Source organism: Citrobacter sp. KTE151 (assembly GCF_000398845.1).
GTDB lineage: Bacteria > Pseudomonadota > Gammaproteobacteria > Enterobacterales > Enterobacteriaceae > Citrobacter > Citrobacter braakii.
Genome location: NZ_KB976067.1, coordinates 18,367 through 36,319, shown reverse-complemented (window position 1 = coordinate 36,319; position 17,953 = coordinate 18,367). Strand labels below are relative to the sequence as shown.

The 17,953-nt window shown below is 52.2% G+C and carries 17 protein-coding genes; 2 read left to right on the top strand and 15 right to left on the bottom strand.

Annotation, left to right across the window (positions count from 1 at the left end; genetic code table 11):
• Positions 1 to 79: 79 nt before the first annotated feature.
• The 15 genes from wecG to trxA all read right to left on the bottom strand — a co-directional run bounded on the left by wecG (position 80) and on the right by trxA (position 15,040).
• Positions 80 to 820, bottom strand: a complete 741-nt coding sequence (gene wecG / locus WC7_RS01900) for a lipopolysaccharide N-acetylmannosaminouronosyltransferase (protein WP_016155118.1) — start codon at positions 818 to 820, stop codon at positions 80 to 82.
• Positions 820 to 2,175: an ECA oligosaccharide polymerase gene (gene wzyE / locus WC7_RS01905; protein ID WP_016155117.1), complete on the bottom strand. Its 1,356-nt coding sequence runs from the start codon at positions 2,173 to 2,175 to the stop codon at positions 820 to 822. Before wzyE ends, wecG begins: the two co-directional genes overlap by 1 nt.
• Positions 2,172 to 3,251 (bottom strand): TDP-N-acetylfucosamine:lipid II N-acetylfucosaminyltransferase, encoded by a 1,080-nt coding sequence (locus WC7_RS01910; RefSeq protein ID WP_016155116.1) that lies wholly within the window; start codon positions 3,249 to 3,251, stop codon positions 2,172 to 2,174. Before WC7_RS01910 ends, wzyE begins: the two co-directional genes overlap by 4 nt.
• The gene (wzxE, locus tag WC7_RS01915; RefSeq protein ID WP_016155115.1) at positions 3,248 to 4,498 is read right to left on the bottom strand and encodes a lipid III flippase WzxE; all 1,251 of its coding nucleotides are present in this window, start codon (positions 4,496 to 4,498) and stop codon (positions 3,248 to 3,250) included. Before wzxE ends, WC7_RS01910 begins: the two co-directional genes overlap by 4 nt.
• A gap of 1 nt (position 4,499) precedes the next feature.
• Positions 4,500 to 5,630 carry a dTDP-4-amino-4,6-dideoxygalactose transaminase gene (rffA, locus tag WC7_RS01920; RefSeq protein ID WP_016155114.1) on the bottom strand — a complete coding sequence of 377 codons (1,131 nt, stop codon included), beginning with the start codon at positions 5,628 to 5,630 and terminating at the stop codon, positions 4,500 to 4,502.
• Between the two features lie 4 nt (positions 5,631 to 5,634).
• The gene (gene rffC, locus WC7_RS01925; protein WP_016155113.1) at positions 5,635 to 6,312 is read right to left on the bottom strand and encodes a dTDP-4-amino-4,6-dideoxy-D-galactose acyltransferase; all 678 of its coding nucleotides are present in this window, start codon (positions 6,310 to 6,312) and stop codon (positions 5,635 to 5,637) included.
• Positions 6,290 to 7,171, bottom strand: coding sequence for a glucose-1-phosphate thymidylyltransferase RfbA (gene rfbA / locus WC7_RS01930; protein ID WP_016155112.1), 882 nt, complete (start codon positions 7,169 to 7,171; stop codon positions 6,290 to 6,292). Before rfbA ends, rffC begins: the two co-directional genes overlap by 23 nt.
• 28 nt (positions 7,172 to 7,199) lie before the next feature.
• Positions 7,200 to 8,267 carry a dTDP-glucose 4,6-dehydratase gene (gene rffG / locus WC7_RS01935; RefSeq protein WP_016155111.1) on the bottom strand — a complete coding sequence of 356 codons (1,068 nt, stop codon included), beginning with the start codon at positions 8,265 to 8,267 and terminating at the stop codon, positions 7,200 to 7,202.
• Positions 8,267 to 9,529, bottom strand: a complete 1,263-nt coding sequence (gene wecC / locus WC7_RS01940; protein ID WP_016155110.1) for a UDP-N-acetyl-D-mannosamine dehydrogenase — start codon at positions 9,527 to 9,529, stop codon at positions 8,267 to 8,269. The genes rffG and wecC overlap by 1 nt, the downstream gene beginning before the upstream one ends.
• Positions 9,526 to 10,656, bottom strand: coding sequence for a non-hydrolyzing UDP-N-acetylglucosamine 2-epimerase (gene wecB, locus WC7_RS01945; protein WP_032947267.1), 1,131 nt, complete (start codon positions 10,654 to 10,656; stop codon positions 9,526 to 9,528). The genes wecC and wecB overlap by 4 nt, the downstream gene beginning before the upstream one ends.
• A 55-nt stretch (positions 10,657 to 10,711) precedes the next feature.
• Complete coding sequence (wzzE, locus tag WC7_RS01950) at positions 10,712 to 11,758, bottom strand: ECA polysaccharide chain length modulation protein (protein ID WP_016155108.1); 1,047 nt, start codon at positions 11,756 to 11,758, stop codon at positions 10,712 to 10,714.
• Positions 11,759 to 11,770: 12 nt separating this feature from the next.
• On the bottom strand, positions 11,771 to 12,874 hold the full coding sequence (gene wecA / locus WC7_RS01955; protein ID WP_016155107.1) for a UDP-N-acetylglucosamine--undecaprenyl-phosphate N-acetylglucosaminephosphotransferase: 1,104 nt from the start codon (positions 12,872 to 12,874) through the stop codon (positions 11,771 to 11,773).
• A 239-nt stretch (positions 12,875 to 13,113) separates the two neighbouring features.
• Complete coding sequence (gene rho, locus WC7_RS01960; protein WP_002437993.1) at positions 13,114 to 14,373, bottom strand: transcription termination factor Rho; 1,260 nt, start codon at positions 14,371 to 14,373, stop codon at positions 13,114 to 13,116.
• An 87-nt stretch (positions 14,374 to 14,460) separates the two neighbouring features.
• A complete protein-coding gene (locus tag WC7_RS26170) occupies positions 14,461 to 14,580 on the bottom strand; it encodes a rho operon leader peptide (protein WP_049259789.1) in 120 nt (39 codons plus the stop codon).
• A 130-nt stretch (positions 14,581 to 14,710) separates the two neighbouring features.
• Entirely contained in the window at positions 14,711 to 15,040 is a 330-nt protein-coding gene (gene trxA, locus WC7_RS01965) for a thioredoxin TrxA (RefSeq protein WP_001280776.1), read from the bottom strand.
• Positions 15,041 to 15,183: 143 nt separating this feature from the next.
• Between trxA and rhlB the strand changes: the two genes are divergently transcribed.
• The gene (gene rhlB, locus WC7_RS01970) at positions 15,184 to 16,452 is read left to right on the top strand and encodes an ATP-dependent RNA helicase RhlB (RefSeq protein ID WP_003829013.1); all 1,269 of its coding nucleotides are present in this window, start codon (positions 15,184 to 15,186) and stop codon (positions 16,450 to 16,452) included.
• Positions 16,453 to 16,460: 8 nt separating this feature from the next.
• A complete protein-coding gene (gene gppA, locus WC7_RS01975) occupies positions 16,461 to 17,945 on the top strand; it encodes a guanosine-5'-triphosphate,3'-diphosphate diphosphatase (RefSeq protein ID WP_016155106.1) in 1,485 nt (494 codons plus the stop codon).
• The last annotated feature ends 8 nt before the right edge of the window (positions 17,946 to 17,953 follow it).

Below are 17,953 nucleotides of genomic sequence, written 5' to 3'. Positions count from 1 at the left end.
TGTGCGAGAAAGCAGCGATTATGTTGTGAATAAGTAGCGTAATTAGCAGATCACGCTACTTATCAAAGGAGGGAGGGCGTCAGAGGTTGCCGGTATAGTGCCAGCGGAGATAGCGTAATAAGCGAAGTTGACGAGTGATACGGCTTGGCTGCGACAATAAGCGATACAGCCACTCCAGCCCCAGAGTCTGCCAGATTCGCGGCGCACGCTTAACGTGACCGGTAAAGACGTCGTAGGTCCCACCGACGCCCATATACAGCGCTTCAGGGTGAATCTTCCGGCAGTCACGCATAAAGATCTCTTGTTTCGGCGAGCCCATCGCCACCGTCACAATCTGCGCACCGCTGTCGTGGATACGTTCAAACAACGCCTGACGCTGGTCCGGGGTAAAATAACCGTCCTGACTGCCTACAATGTTCACGCGCCACTGGGCACGCAGTTTGGCTTCCGTTTGCGCCAGAACTTCAGGCTTGCCACCAATCAGGAAGACTGGCGTTCCTTCCTGCCCGGCTCGCGCCATAAGCGCTTCCCAAAGATCAGCCCCTGCCACGCGTGAAACCTGCGCCTGCGGGAATTTTTTGCGCACTGAGCGCACCACGCTAATCCCATCCGCATATTTGAAGTCAGCGGCGTTGATCAGATCCCGCACTTCAGGGTTATCTTCTGCCGTCAGCATCTTCTCAGCGTTGATTGCCACCAGCGTTCCTGACCTGAGATGTCCCTCGGCAAACAGGTAATTTAGCGCATGCTGCATATCGCGCCAGCCAATCAATTGTAGCCCGCGCAGCGAGTAGAGTGGCGCAGTTGTGTTATCTGTCATTACGATCCTTCAATCTGTGTCCGGGGCAGCGATTTGATTCGTTTATGGATGAGTCCCGCACTATCGAATAGCCAAAACAGCAGTTTTGCCACCAGCAGACACACGCCGAAAATCACGAGGAAAAAGACCACTCGCGAGACAAACGAATCCAGCCCTTCACGTGCCAACACGATCATATTGAAAATAGCGCCAAAACAGAAACTGTGCAGAATCGCCGCCTTGTAGCGATTGGTTTCGCGGTTGCCTAACTCATACAGCCAGTCAAACCACTTGATGATGAGTCCAACGACAATCGCGCCTAACGGGATAAACAGCGCCCCGCCCATCACCACCAGTGAACCAATTAACGTCGGCGAAATCGCCAGACCTGAGTGGTTGTTCAACACTTCCCAGGTAAAGTAGTTCGCTGAGTTGAGGACAATACTCGGCCGCCCAGGCCACAGCCAGGAAGGGATAAAGACGTAGAAGTCACGGACAATCGGCGCCAGCCCCTGAAACTCAATATTGTGGTAATTTTGCAGCAACAGCGCCAGATTCTCCCACGGCGAGAAGGTGTCGCGCGTGAGGTACAGGAAAGTATAAAACGCCTCGTCGCCGCTAACGTTCATCCCATAGCGCTTCAGCGCCAGCCAGAACATCCCGACGATACCCAGCACGCCCGCGGCGGCCAACATCCACAGCGAAATCCAGCCGCGAATGATGCCGATAAACAAGAAGATGGCAAACGCAATGATGATATTGGCGCGCGTCCCGCCAACAATCATATAGGTCAGCAAACCAAACGCGACGGTACTCACCAGGAAGAATAACCACGCTTTGCTGTCCTGACGCAGGAAATAGACCACCAGCATTGCCGGAATGAAGAAGTAGAAGAAACGCTTCAGAGCGACGCCAGAGACTTCGCTGGAAAAAATTTGGCTGTAGGATTGCAGTCTGAATAGCAGGAATCCGTTGTGCATAAAGAAGACGCCCACGCTCACCAATGCAATCGCCATCAGGATAACCCAGGTCAAATGGGCTTCAACGCGATTGATGGTAAATAGCGGCCTGCGTGGCTTATCCTCGACTCGCTTGCGAAGGCGGGTTTTATACGTCACGTAGTAGACGGCATAGAAACAGGCGGCTGACAGCAAGGCCTGCAGCAGGATCTCCGGCGGAGCAACTGCCACATCAAAACGGAACACCAGTATGCTGGTCAACGGGAACCCGAAGAAGAACGTCAGCAAAAAAAGCAGTGAGAAGAAAACATTGAAGTTAAAACGCACGCGGCGGAATTCAAACCAGGTCAGCGTGGCGATAAACAAGGTGGAGAGCAGCCATACCACCAGCAGACCACTAAATTGCATCAGGCTCATACGGTTTCTCCTGAAGCAATGCGCAGCGCGTTGTGCCACGGCTGCAGATAATTCGGGCTAAAGAAGGTGATTGTATTTTTATCTACCGATGCCAACTGGCGCTGCGCTTCGCGTACGACGCCTTCATTGAGCTCATCAGTGGTAAATAACACCGGGAGATTCTGTTCCACCATATCCTGCCAGAAGGGATTTTCACGGTTGAGCACACACGGGATACCGGCCTGAATCAGCAAACACAGGGTACCGATCCCCTGCTGACGGGCAAAAATAAAGTAACCCAAATCACACTGACGTAATAATGTCAGATAGGCATCAAATTCCAGCTTTTCACTTAAAATTTGCAGATTCTCAGCGCTAAACATTGCCAGGCCGGCCTGACGAACCTCGTCGATATAAGCCGCATTATTGGCGGGGTACCCCATCGGCACAATCACATTCACCGTGTCGCCGAACTGCAGATGGACGGCGCGTAGCGCGGCAATATGCTCATTGCTGCGATCGCCAGAGTTGCCAACCAGCACCGTCATCTTGCCGCTACGCTGACACGCGTTGCTCATATTATTGAGCGAGGGATCCATCCGCGTTGGGAAATAGAGCAACTCGCCACGCACGCGCGGATGCTGTTCGGCGAAATAGCTCAAATCACCCCGCGTGGCAAATACGCAGCCCACGCGGTTCTGCGCCATACGGCGAATGGGGTAAAACAGTCGAAATTTCAGTCCACTGGAGACTTCATATAAATCCGCGCCCCAGATATGCCAGTAAAACTGCTCCGGTTTAATTCCCCCGCTCAGCAGCGCTAACCACAGGCTGGTGTTGAACTGACCGTGGAAGAAAAAACGCTGTTGGCGATCCGCTTTTGCTTTCGCGATAACCGCTTCAGCCAGCGCCTTTTTCCCGCCATAGAAGCTTAGCGATAACGCCGGGCAGTTCTCACTGAATCCGGCATCCTGACCTGCAACCATAAACGTGCGCGCGTGCTCGCTCGTCGCGGCCAGCGAGTCGTTGAAAAACCGCAGCACGGTTTGGTTATGGTGAGGGATATCCGATCCCAGAACGTGAATCAGTACAGTCATACCCGCCTACGCCAGAGTAAAAACACGCCACAACAAAGAGAGAAATAGACAATGTACGTTGCCATGTAAGCCTGCGCCGCGCCCAGCGCACCATGTGCAGGGATCAGCCAATGTGCAAACGCCGTCAATAACATGAACTGGCTAATTTCTGCCAAGATATAAAACCGCAGCGACGCTTTCGCGATCACCAGATAACCGAAAACATAGGCGCCGACTTTCAGCACATCACCGACCAGTTGCCAGGCGAACAGGTCGCGCATGGCGGTGAATTTAGCGGAGAAAAGCAGCCAGATAGCAAAATCACGCAGTAGCCAGACGGTAAAGCTTGCGGCAGCAACCGCCGGCAGCACGAATTTCAACGACTTGATCACTTCGCGTGTAATGTCGCGCTTTTCAGTCAAACGCGACAACGTCGGCAGCAAGTAAACGCTGAATGAGGCGGTGATAAATTGCAGATAAGCATCGGAGATACTGCTCACCCCCTGCCAGATCCCCACATCATCCCAGCTGTACTGCGCCGCCAACAGGTTTCGCATCATCACATATGCCACTGGCAGCGTTACGGAGGTAATCAGCGCCATCAGCGTAAACTTGCTTAACTGCCCTGCCAGACCGTTATCCCACGAGGGTTTCAGGTAATGCAGGGGGATCGCCCCACGCTTAATCAGCATTACCGCGGCAGGGATAACGACCAGCGCAGGTACCAGCGCCAGGCCCAGCAAGGCGCCTTCATACCCTCCCAGGCGATAACAGCCATAATAAGCCGCTACGCCCACCAGGCTCCCCACAATCAACGACAGCGCGTTACCCGCCGCATCGCGGAAGCCCTTCATCAGCGCCAGCAGCAGGTTCGCCCAGGCAATGCCCATCTGCACCAGCGCAACCAGTCGAACCAGCCCCTGATAATGAGTATGACCAAATAATCCCTGACTGATAGGTGCGGCCGCCAGCAAAAAAATCACCGCCATCAGCGTAGAGAATCCCAGCACCATCGCGGAAGATGTACCGACCACCTTACGGAGCCGGGCCGGATCGTCATGATGCTGCGCAACGTATTTCGTGACGCCATTGAAAATGCCGGCCCCCGCCAACACGCCAAGCACAGTGACCATCTGGCGGAAGTTACCCGCCTGCCCCACGCCTGCCGGTCCAAACGACACCGCCAGCAACTTCACAACCAGCAAACCTGCACCAATTTTTACCAGCGTACTGGCCGCCGTCCATAAGGACGCTTTTGCAAGCGACATATCAGGCGAAGTAGTTGAGTAAGGTCGTAATGACTGTTCGCTGGTTCACCGGCGACAGATTGTAGAACAGCGGTAAACGCAGCAGGCGTTCGCTCTCTTTGGTGGTGTAACGATCAACACCGGCAAACACGCCGAATTTATCGCCAGCCGGGCAATCATGCAGCGGGATATAGTGGAACACCGCCATAATTTCAGCTTCTTTCAGGAAGTTAATCAACGCCGTGCGATCGTCGATATCACGCAGTTTGATGTAAAACATATGGGCATTCTGTACGCAACCCTCCGGTATCGAAGGCAGCTCAATACGTCCGGCACGCGCCAGCGGTTCCAGGGCATCGTAATACTTTTGCCACAGCGCCAGACGCTGCTGGTTAATACGATCAGCCGCTTCCAACTGCGCCCACAGATAAGCCGCCTGCAGATCGGACATCAAATAGCTGGAACCGATATCACGCCAGGTATACTTATCTACCTGGCCGCGGAAAAACTGACTACGGTTAGTCCCTTTTTCACGGATGATTTCTGCACGCTCGACTAATTTTTTATCATTAATCAGCGTCGCTCCACCTTCCCCGCCTGCGGTATAGTTTTTGGTCTCATGGAAGCTAAAGCAGCCGATGTGACCTATCGTACCCAGCGCACGCCCCTTGTAGGTCGACATGACGCCCTGGGCGGCATCTTCCACCACATACAGGTTATGTTTAGTGGCCAGCCCCATGATGGTATCCATTTCGCAGGCCACGCCCGCGTAATGTACCGGCACAATAGCGCGGGTTTTATCGGTGATCGCCGCTTCAATCAGCGTTTCGTCAATGTTCATGGTATCCGGGCGGATATCAACAAAGACGATTTTCGCGCCGCGCAACACGAAGGCATTGGCCGTAGAGACAAACGTGTAGCTCGGCATAATGACTTCATCGCCAGGCTGGATGTCCAGCAACAATGCCGCCATCTCAAGCGATGCGGTGCAGGAAGGCGTCAGCAGCACTTTCTCGCTGCCAAAATGCTGCTCCAGCCACTGCTGACAGCGACGGGTAAAGCCACCGTCACCACACAGTTTGCCGCTATTCATCGCAGACTGCATGTAATCGAGTTCAGTTCCCACCACCGGCGGTGCATTAAATGGAATCATCGTGTCACCTGTATAACCAATACGCGGTGCTTTCCACATTCGCACCACTGTGTATATAACGTTTAAGCGCGGCGGTGTTACCCATTTGGGTCGCCACGCGCAATGTTGTTTTACCGCGGGCCTGTGCCCAACAAAGCGCGGCCTGCATCAGTTCTGCACCCGCACCACGCCCGGCCAGCAGGCCAATTCTCGCCTCGGTCGCATTCAGTTCACGCAGCGAGACATAGCCACGAATCTCACCAGTCGGTTTACGAAAAATGAGGCATTGATGATCAAACGTCCCCAGCACCGCGTTTTCAATCCACTGTGCGTAGAAACGCGCGCTGGCATCTTCGGCATACCATGGGACGCGAAAACGGCTTTGCGCAAATGCCTGTCCTGCCAGATGGCGTAATACCGGGATATCCGTAGTTTGCGCAACCTGCGCACCGGGGTCGCCGCTGGCACACGTTACCGGCAGTACAAAATCGACTTCACCTTCTACCAGTGAGAAACCCAAATGCTGCAGAGCATCTAATTCATGGCTATTTGCGGCAAGTATTTTTGCTTGTACACGCGACCAGGGCAGCAACGCATCCGCGGTTAGAACCGGCGCGCGTTGGTCAAAACGGACAATGGCGCTATTCACGCCAAAGAACGTATTTTCCCAGCTAAGCGGCTCAATACTGGCGCGGACGAGCACGGAGCAGCTCCAGCAGGTATTGACCATAACCCGTTTTGGCCAGTGAACTGGCGGCACGCTTCACGCCTTCGTCATCCAGCCAACCGTTACGCCAGGCGATTTCTTCCAGACAGGCTATTTTAAAGCCCTGGCGTTTCTCCACCGTCTGCACAAAAGTGCTCGCTTCGATCAAACTGTCATGCGTACCGGTATCCAGCCAGGCAAAGCCACGCCCAAGCAATTCAACCGTCAGATGTCCGTCATCAAGATACATCTGGTTGATAGACGTAATCTCCAGCTCCCCACGCTCAGAAGGTTTCACGCGTTTCGCGTATTCCACCACTTTGCTGTCATAAAAATAGAGCCCTGTCACCGCCCAATTAGATTTCGGCGCTTTCGGCTTCTCTTCCAGAGAGACTGCGCGAAAATTGTCATCAAACTCAACAACACCAAAACGTTCAGGGTCCATGACCTGATAGCCAAACACAGTCGCGCCTTGCGTTCTGGCGGCCACATGACGCAGTTTTGGACTGAATCCTTGACCAAAGAAGATGTTGTCCCCTAACACCAGGCACGATGGTTCACCGTTAAGAAACGTTTCACCGATAATAAAAGCCTGCGCTAATCCATCCGGGCTCGGTTGCTCAGCATAGTGCAGTTCAATGCCGAACTCAGATCCATCGCCCAGCAAACGCTGGAAATAGCCTTTATCTTCCGGAGTGGTGATAATCAGGATTTCGCGAATTCCCGCCAGCATCAGTACCGATAGCGGGTAGTAAATCATCGGCTTATCGTAAATGGGCAATAGTTGCTTCGATACGCCCCGCGTAATGGGATACAGGCGAGTACCTGAGCCACCCGCCAGAATGATACCTTTCATGCGTTGTCTCCTCCGCAAAACCAGGCGGTTAGCCCTTCAGACCTAAACGTTCGCCCTGGTAACTGCCGTCCTGCACGGGTTTCCACCATGCCTGATTATCCAGATACCACTGCACGGTTTTGCGCATTCCACTTTCAAACGTTTCCTGCGGCATCCACCCGAGTTCACGCGCAATTTTTGAAGCGTCAATGGCGTAACGCAAATCATGGCCTGGGCGATCGTCCACAAAAGCGATCAAATCGCGGTACTGCGCGATGCCCTGCGGTTTATGCGGAGCCAGCTCTTCCAACAGGCTGCAAACCGTTTCGACAACATCCAGGTTTTTACGCTCGTTATGGCCACCAATATTATAGGTTTCCCCAACCGTGCCCGTCGTCGCCACGCAATAGAGCGCCCTGGCGTGATCTTCTACATACAACCAGTCACGGATCTGTTGACCATTGCCGTATACCGGCAACGGTTTGCCCGCCAGTGCGTTGAGGATCATCAGCGGAATCAGTTTTTCCGGGAAATGGTACGGACCATAGTTATTGGAACAGTTGGTAATCAGCGTTGGCAGGCCGTAGGTACGCAGCCAGGCGCGAACCAGATGATCGCTGCTGGCTTTCGACGCGGAATAAGGGCTGCTCGGCGCATACGGCGTGGTTTCGGTGAAGAAATCATCTGTGGAATGGAGATCGCCATACACCTCGTCAGTCGAGATATGGTGGAAACGAAACGCCAATTTTTCCTCGCTGGCTAATGTACTCCAGTAAGCGCGCGCCGCTTCCAACAACGTGTAGGTTCCCACAATGTTGGTTTCGATAAAGGCGGCGGGACCATCAATTGAACGATCGACATGGCTTTCTGCAGCCAGATGCATCACGCAGTCCGGCTGATATTGTTGAAACACCTTGTCGAGCGATGCCCGATCGCAAATATCCACTTTCTCAAAGGCAAAACGGGAATTCTGCGCAACCGGCTCCAGTGACATCAGGTTTCCGGCGTAGGTCAGCTTATCGACCACAACCACCGCATCCTCGGTATCATGAATGATATGTCGCACAACCGCCGAGCCGATAAATCCCGCTCCACCGGTAACCAGAATTCGTTTCATTAGCGCCAGACCCCTTTGGTATCAACGATGTACTGCTGTTGAACCGCATCGCCTTTGATGGCTTTAAATTCATTATGGTCAACCAACATGACCAACACATCAGCACGTGCCAGAGCATCGTCCAGCGTCGCCAGTTGGCAAAGACCATCCAGTTTTTTCGGCAGTTGATGGATGTTCGGTTCCACCACCAGCATTTCGCCTTTGTGCCATTGCGCAATATTCTGCGCAATTCCCATCGCCGGGCTTTCACGCAAATCGTCAATATTGGGTTTGAATGCCAGACCAAAACAGGCAATTTTCACTTCGCTAGCCCGTTTGTTGGTATCCGCCAGACAGTCGGCTACGGCAGCCTTTACCCGATCGACCACCCAATGCGGTTTACCATCGTTTACCTCACGTGCAGTACGGATCAATTTCGCCTGCTGCGGGTTCTGCGCCACGATAAACCACGGATCGACCGCGATACAGTGTCCACCTACGCCAGGGCCGGGCTGCAAAATATTCACGCGTGGATGGCGGTTTGCCAGGCGAATCAGTTCCCAGACGTTGATCCCCTGATCGGCGCAAATCAGCGACAGTTCATTGGCGAAGGCGATATTGACATCGCGAAAGCTATTTTCCGTCAGCTTACACATTTCTGCGGTGCGGGCGTTGGTTACCACACATTCGCCTTCGAGAAAGATGTTGTACAGCTCGCTGGCGCGCGCGGAACAGACGGAGGTCATTCCTCCAATCACCCGATCATTTTTAATCAGTTCGACCATTACCTGACCCGGCAGTACGCGCTCTGGGCAATAAGCAATGTTAACGTCCGCCTGTTCACCGACCTGCTGCGGGAAAGTCAGGTCAGCCCGCATTTCTGCAAGCCATGCGGCCATCTGTTCAGTTGCCCCGACAGGTGAGGTGGATTCCAGAATCACCAATGCGCCTTTTTTCAAAACTGGCGCAATAGATTTCGCCGCGGCTTCTACGTAGACCATATCGGGTTCATGATCTCCCTTGAACGGGGTAGGCACCGCAATCAGATACGCATCAGCATCTATGGGTGTCGCGCTCGCACGTAAAAACCCATTTTCGACCGCCGTTTTCACCACCGCCCCCAGATCGGGCTCAACGATGTGAATTTCACCGCGATTAATGGTATCCACCGCATGTTGATTTATATCTACGCCAATTACGTGTTTTTGACGGGAAGCAAAGGCAGCCGCCGTTGGCAGTCCGATATAACCCAGCCCAATGACAGAAATGGTCGTAAAACTCATAGCGATATCCGATTATTTTTTAATGCATCTAAAATGCGGTCACATGCCAGCCCGTCTCCATACGGATTATGGGCGCGGCTCATGATCTGATATTCATTGTCGTCATGCAGCAAACGCGTGACTTCTTCAACAATCCGCTGTGGGTCTGTACCTACCAGACGTACAGTCCCTGCGGTAATAGCTTCCGGGCGCTCCGTTGTTTCACGCATCACCAGCACAGGTTTCCCCAGAGACGGCGCTTCTTCCTGAATCCCGCCGGAATCAGTAAGGATCAGCCAGGCGTGATTCATCAGCCATACGAATGGCAGGTAGTCCTGCGGTTCAATCAACACCACGTTTTCAACGTGACCCAGGATGCGATTGACCGGCTCACTGACGTTAGGGTTCAGGTGTACCGGATAGACAATCTGCACATTTTGGTTAGACGCGGCTATTTCCGCCAGGGCATGACAGATTTGCTCAAAACCGCGACCGAAGCTTTCCCGACGATGACCGGTCACCAGGATCATCTTTTTATCAGCATCCAGGAAAGGATAACGTTCGGCCAGATCCGCACGCAGCGTCTCATTTCCCAGTACGCGATCCCGAACCCAGATCAACGCGTCAATAACCGTATTACCCGTGACGAAAATACGATCATCAGGGATAGCTTCTCGTAACAGATTTTGGCGCGAGTTTTCTGTTGGGGCAAAATGATACATTGCCAGACGCCCGGTCAGCGTACGATTAGCCTCTTCCGGCCATGGTGAATAGAGATCGCCTGTACGTAAACCAGCCTCTACATGCCCCACCGGGATGCGCTGATAGAACGCGGCCAGACTGGTAGCAATCGTGGTTGTGGTATCACCATGAACCAACACCACATCGGGTTTGAATTCAGCCAAAATAGGCTTTAACCCTTCCAGGATGCGGCAGGTTATTTCTGTTAGTCCCTGACCTGGCTGCATAATATTGAGATCGTAGTCAGGTACAATGGAAAAAAGATTCAAAACCTGATCGAGCATCTCCCGATGCTGCGCCGTAACGCAAACTTTCGCCTCAAAATCAGGATCTTTTCCCAGCGCATGAACCAGAGGAGCCATCTTAATGGCCTCCGGTCGCGTACCAAATACAGTCAGTACTTTCACATCGATTCTCTTCGGATTGGCAGCGAGGGCCCAGCCCCTCACTGCAACGGCATTGCTAAATCGTACGGCGACGGGTTAACGCGACACCAGCACCGATCAGAGCCCCAACGATACCCCACATAATCATCAGGAAGGCGCGACGAGGGCTGTCACGTTTTACCGGCTCTTCCGGCGTTCTCAAATAACGATAGGTCTGAAAACGCGGATCTAAAGTTGGTCCAACGTTCAGGGTGTTCAGCATGGCCCTGTTCTGGAAATAGTCCAGATCGAAATCCGGACCAATTGACTGCAGATTCTCGAGCCGCGCCTGCAACATAGGACGTCCGAGTAAGAACAATTCTGAATCCGGCAATTCATCAGCTGGAACATCTGTGGAAGTACGCGAAATATTATGCTGCTCAGCAATTTTAAGCGCTTGTTCAATGCTGTGGACGCGGCGAGAGAAAATGGATTTTGCCACTTCTTCCTGACGTTTGACCTGCGCTTTCATCTGCACAGTGCGTGCAGCCCATGCGCCTTTTAACTCATCATTCAGATGACGTGCCGCGCGTTGGCTGGCAAACGCGACGTACTGGCGCAGCAAATTGTTGGCATCAGGAGCCGTCTCGGCAATCAGCTTCACGCTGTCATTGGTATTACGCAGCGCATCGCCAGGTAAAAACTGAATGTTATTGATCAGTTCATCCAGCATCGCCGCATCGGCTTTGCTATTTCCGACCATACGCTGCTTATAGTAATCAGTCTGCTGCCAGAATTCTCGGCGTGTATCCCAGGAGGCAAGCTGCATAATGAATTCTTTATAGGCCTCATCCATTACTGACGGTTGGTCCGTGGACGCAAGACTGGCCTTAATATCCAGGTTGCGTAAAAACTGTTGTTGAGAGTAAAAGCCACCCAACATATTGACCGTTGGCCTGTCCGTAATCGCCGTGGCGCTCCACTCCTGACGCGCAAAAAACGTATAGGCGAGGGCCGCTATCGCGAAGGCGAGAGCCATACCGACGATCCACACCTTCCCTGACCACAAGGTACGAAACAACCCACGGATATCCAGTTCATTTTCAGCGCTCACGGCGTCTTCCCCCGGTAATGGTTGTCTCATCGCATCCTCAATTTACTTGGTTAAGTTTGGTTTGCCTTCACGAATTCTTCGCAATCTGCGCTTCACTCGCTTGATAAATCTCGCTACCTTCCAGGCACGCTTGATACAGTAACCGTAGAGGCCAAAGGCCAGTAAAAAAAGCAACAACATGGCCCATTCAGGGACTAAGCGAAAATATTCAGCCAACACGCCGATAGACGCCAGTACCGCCGCAGCCAGCGTAATCAGAACAAATGCTTGTCGGGAAGTAAACCCTGCCCGCATCACCAAATGATGTATGTGTTGACGATCCGCGGAGAAAGGGCTCATGCCTTTTCGCAAACGTCGGTACATGATTGCCACCATATCCATCAATGGAATGGCAATAATCCACAGTGCAGTTACCGGGCTAATGGGGTGAGTTTTGCCCTGCGTAGTCTCCAGCAGGATCCAAATAATGGTGAAGCCAATCAGTGTACTGCCCGCGTCACCCATAAAAACTTTATAGCGACGTCCAAGGATGCCCAGATTTAGCAGGATATAAGGCAGAATGGCGGCGATCATGGCAAAACACCAGATAGCCAGACTCGTCTGACCATCAAACCACAAAATGAATCCCATCGCCGCAAATGAAACGCTGGACAACCCACCTAGCAGACCATCAATCCCATCCACCATATTGAAGGCGTTTATTGCCGCCCAGACGGCAAACAGCGTGAGTAAATAGCCGAACGGACCGAGCACCATCTCCCAGGGGCCAAAAATATACCCAAGGCTAAGAAGATAGAGTTTGCCAACCGACATCATAATAATGCCGATCGCGGCCTGGATAATCGCACGGATTTTTACACTGATATCAAAGCGATCGTCTAACGCGCCGACCAAAACTAATACACCAGCACAGGCCAGAAAGAGAGAAGCATGCGGGATGTAGTAGTCAGCAATGGCAAACGTAAAGCATACACCTGCGTAAGCCGAAATCCCTCCAACCAACGGAATCAATCCCTGATGCCGTTTACGGAAGTTGGGTTTATCCACTAAACCAATCTTTTTTGCGACCTTGCGGGCAAAGAAAAGAAACAGTGTTGTGAATAAGAAAATACTGATGAGATCAGTGCTTACTGTCAGTAAATTCACAATGCATGCTCTCAGAGAATATTAATAGCAGAAGTATAACCACGAAGACCTATATTCAGAAGGGAAACCCGACTTCATACCCAATGGTTTTGTATAATTATCAACCACAAGAAACAGATTACGAATCTTTTTCTACTTGTTGGTACTTCATACCGTATTATCGTTATTGTGTCGTTAAGATTACAGCCACAAAAGCAAAACGCCACGTAAAAACGTGGCGTTTTCGGATGAGACCTGAATTACGAACGCTTCATCATATCGAAGAAGTCGTCGTTAGTCTTGGTCATCGCCAGCTTGTTAATGAGGAATTCCATAGCATCAATTTCACCCATCGGATGGATGATTTTGCGCAGGATCCACATTTTCTGCAGCTCTTCCTGGGTGGTGAGCAGCTCTTCTTTACGGGTACCGGAACGGTTGTAGTCGATAGCCGGGAAGACGCGTTTTTCAGCAATCTTACGAGAGAGATGCAGTTCCATGTTGCCGGTACCTTTAAACTCTTCGTAGATAACTTCATCCATTTTAGAGCCAGTATCGATCAGCGCAGTCGCGATGATGGTCAGGCTACCGCCCTCTTCCACGTTACGCGCCGCACCGAAAAAACGCTTCGGACGATGCAAGGCGTTGGCATCAACACCACCGGTCAGAACTTTACCGGAAGCCGGAACCACGGTGTTGTAAGCACGCGCCAGACGGGTGATGGAATCGAGCAGAATGATAACGTCTTTCTTGTGTTCAACCAGACGTTTCGCCTTCTCGATAACCATTTCCGCAACCTGAACGTGGCGGGAGGCTGGTTCGTCAAAGGTAGACGCAACCACTTCACCTTTCACCAGACGCTGCATCTCGGTAACTTCTTCCGGACGTTCGTCAATCAGCAGCACCATCAGCACGCAGTCCGGATGGTTGTAAGCAATGCTCTGCGCGATATTCTGCAGCAGCATGGTTTTACCTGCTTTCGGCGGAGCAACAATCAGACCACGTTGGCCACGACCGATCGGTGATGCCAGATCCAGTACACGCGCCGTTAAGTCTTCAGTAGAACCGTTACCACGTTCCATACGCAGACGAGAGTTTGCGTGCAGCGGTGTTAAGTTCTCAAAGAGGATTTTGTTACGGGCGTTTTCTGGTTTGTCGTAGTTAACTTCGTTAACTTTCAACAGCGCAAAGTAGCGTTCACCTTCTTTCGGCGGGCGAATCTTACCAGAGATGGTATCACCAGTGCGGAGGTTGAAACGGCGGATTTGGCTGGGAGAAACGTAGATGTCATCAGGACCGGCGAGGTAGGAGCTGTCTGCAGAGCGGAGGAAACCAAATCCATCCTGCAATATCTCCAGCACACCGTCACCAAAGATATCTTCGCCACTCTTTGCGTGCTGCTTCAGGATGGCAAAAATAATGTCCTGCTTGCGCATACGAGCCAGGTTTTCAAGGCCCATATTTTCGCCGAGAGTGATCAGCTCAGAAACCGGCGTATTCTTTAATTCGGTAAGATTCATAATGGTGTGAGTTCTTAAACTTGGGGTAAATCTCGAACTTAATGTTGTGAATGGTATGGCAGGGTCATCCATGCCTGTTTACGGCCATCAACTCATGTCTGTTCGCTGTCTGGTCACAGGAAAGTACGCAGAACTGAAACGACAAGACGGATTGAGTGACAAGCCAGGAATCTGTCCACTTCTCGCGCGAGAAACAACGGGAAGTATTGGATATAACTAGATTCAAACTTAATAAGGTATGTTTAATACGAAGTCAACACTAACTTAGCACGACTCAAGTCGGGCGTCCAGTCATCCGAATCATTTCGAAGTATGGTCGCCCGATCATGAGACTTCCTTACGCTAAATTAGCGTCGAGGAATTCTTTCAACTGACCTTTGGATAGTGCGCCGACTTTAGTCGCCGCAACTTCGCCGTTTTTAAACAGCAGCAGGGTCGGGATGCCACGGATACCATACTTCGGCGCGGTGCCTGGGTTTTGGTCAATGTTCAGTTTAGCAACCGTCAATTTGCCCTGATATTCGTCAGCGATTTCATCCAGAATTGGAGCGATCATTTTGCACGGACCGCACCACTCTGCCCAGAAATCAACGAGGATAGCTCCGTCCGCTTTGAGTACATCCGTGTCAAAACTGTCGTCAGTCAGGTGAATAATTTTATCGCTCATATTAACTCCACAGGAATAAGCCTGGTGCGTTGGTGTACTCTTAATCAACGACGTGTTGATGTAGCATTAACCAACTAAAGGTTGACTTTATTTCACCGGATACGCTTTCGTAAAGCAATAGTAAGCTGATATTCTACCACACTATGAGCAAAACACATTTAACAGAACAGAAGTTTTCCGACTTCGCCCTGCACCCAAAGGTGATAGAAGCCCTTGAAAATAAAGGCTTTCATAACTGCACGCCCATTCAGGCCCTCGCGCTGCCGCTAACGCTGGCAGGTCGTGATGTTGCAGGACAGGCGCAAACCGGTACCGGAAAAACGATGGCGTTCCTGACGTCAACGTTTCATTATCTTCTCTCTCATCCCGCGATTGCCGATCGCAAGGTGAACCAACCGCGTGCGTTAATTATGGCGCCAACGCGTGAGTTAGCCGTGCAGATCCACGCTGACGCCGAGCCGCTGGCACAGACCACCGGTTTGAAATTAGGCCTGGCTTATGGCGGCGACGGTTATGACAAACAGCTGAAAGTGCTGGAAAGCGGCGTCGATATTCTTATCGGCACGACCGGTCGTCTCATCGACTATGCAAAACAGAACCACATTAACCTGGGCGCGATTCAGGTCGTGGTGCTGGATGAAGCCGATCGTATGTACGATCTGGGTTTTATCAAAGATATCCGTTGGCTGTTCCGTCGTATGCCGCCAACCACCCAACGTCTGAACATGCTGTTTTCTGCAACCCTCTCTTACCGCGTTCGCGAACTGGCGTTCGAACAGATGAATAACGCCGAGTACGTTGAAGTCGAACCGGAACAGAAGACAGGTCACCGTATTAAAGAAGAGCTCTTCTATCCTTCCAACGAAGAGAAAATGCGTTTACTGCAAACGCTGATTGAAGAAGAGTGGCCAGATCGCGCCATCGTCTTTGCTAACACCAAGCATCGTTGTGAAGATATCTGGGGTAGCCTTGCCGCTGACGGTCATCGCGTCGGTCTGTTGACCGGTGACGTGGCGCAGAAAAAACGTCTGCGTATCCTTGATGAGTTCACCCGTGGCGATCTCGACATTCTCGTTGCGACGGATGTCGCCGCGCGTGGTCTGCATATCCCAGCCGTAACGCACGTATTTAACTATGACCTGCCGGATGACTGTGAAGATTACGTTCACCGTATCGGTCGTACCGGTCGCGCCGGTGCAAGCGGTCACTCTATCAGCCTGGCGTGTGAAGAATATGCGCTGAATTTACCAGCAATCGAGACCTATATCGGTCACTCGATCCCGGTCAGCAAGTACAACCCGGATGCACTGATGACCGATCTGCCGAAGCCGTTACGCTTAACGCGTCCGCGCACAGGCAATGGCCCACGCCGTACCGGTGGTGCTCCGCGTAATCGTCGTCGTTCAGGTTAACGTTAGATATGCTCACAACCACTTCGCTGTACGCCGCAATTGATTTAGGCTCGAATAGTTTTCATATGCTGGTTGTACGCGAGGTGGCGGGAAGCATTCAGACACTCACGCGTATTAAACGCAAGGTGCGTCTGGCCGCTGGCCTCAACAGCGACAACGTTCTTTCCGCTGAAGCTATGGAGCGCGGCTGGCAATGCCTGCGCCTGTTTGCTGAACGCCTGCAGGATATCCCTCAGCCGCAAATCCGCGTGGTCGCCACGGCAACATTACGCATCGCGGTAAACGCCGATGAGTTTATCGCCAAAGCGCAAGAGATCCTCGGCTGTCCTGTCCAGGTCATCAGCGGTGAAGAAGAAGCGCGGCTGATTTATCAAGGTGTTGCCCACACCACCGGCGGCGCCGATCAGCGTCTGGTCGTTGATATTGGCGGAGCCAGCACTGAAATGGTTACCGGCTCCGGCGCGCAAACCACCTCTCTGTTCAGCCTGTCAATGGGCTGCGTCACCTGGCTCGAAAGGTATTTCACCAATCGTAATCTGGCACAGGAAAACTTTGACGAAGCAGAGAAAGCGGCTCGCGAAGTTCTGCGCCCGGTCGCCGACAAACTGCGTTTTCATGGCTGGAAAGTTTGCGTTGGTGCCTCTGGCACCGTCCAGGCGTTACAGGAAATCATGATGGCGCAAGGCATGGATGAGCGCATTACGTTGGTCAAGCTTCAGCAGCTTAAACAGCGCGCCATTCATTGTGGTCGTCTGGAAGAGCTGGAAATAGAAGGGTTAACGCTGGAACGCGCACTGGTTTTTCCCAGCGGACTGGCCATTCTGATCGCCATTTTCACCGAGCTGAATATTCAATGCATGACTCTGGCCGGCGGCGCACTACGCGAAGGTCTGGTCTACGGCATGCTGCACTTGCCGGTTGATCAGGACATTCGCAGCCGTACGCTGCGTAATATTCAGCGTCGATTTATGGTCGACACCGATCAGGCGAATCGCGTCACGCAATTGGCTGTACATTTACTCGAACAGGTGAAAGATGAGTGGCATCTTGAAGCCATTAGTCGTGAACTGCTGCAAAGTGCCTGTCAGTTGCATGAAATAGGACTGAGCGTAGAGTATAAGCAGGCGCCGCTGCATGCCGCCTGGCTGGTACGTAATCTCGATCTCCCGGGCTTTACTCCCGCGCAGAAAAAACTGTTAGCCACGCTGTTGCTCAACCAAACTAATCCGGTCGATCTCTCTTCACTCCACCAGCAAAACGCTGTGCCACCACGCATCGCTGAGCACCTTTGCCGTTTGCTACGCCTGGCGATCATTTTCGCCGCTCGCCGTCGCGACGATTTAGTGCCACATATCACCCTGCAAGCTCAGGATGAGAATCTGACGTTAACGCTACCGGAAGGCTGGCTGGAACATCATCCATTAGGTACAGAGTTAATCGATCAGGAAATACAGTGGCAAAGTTATGTCCACTGGCCGCTGGAAGTGCATTAGATGCTGGC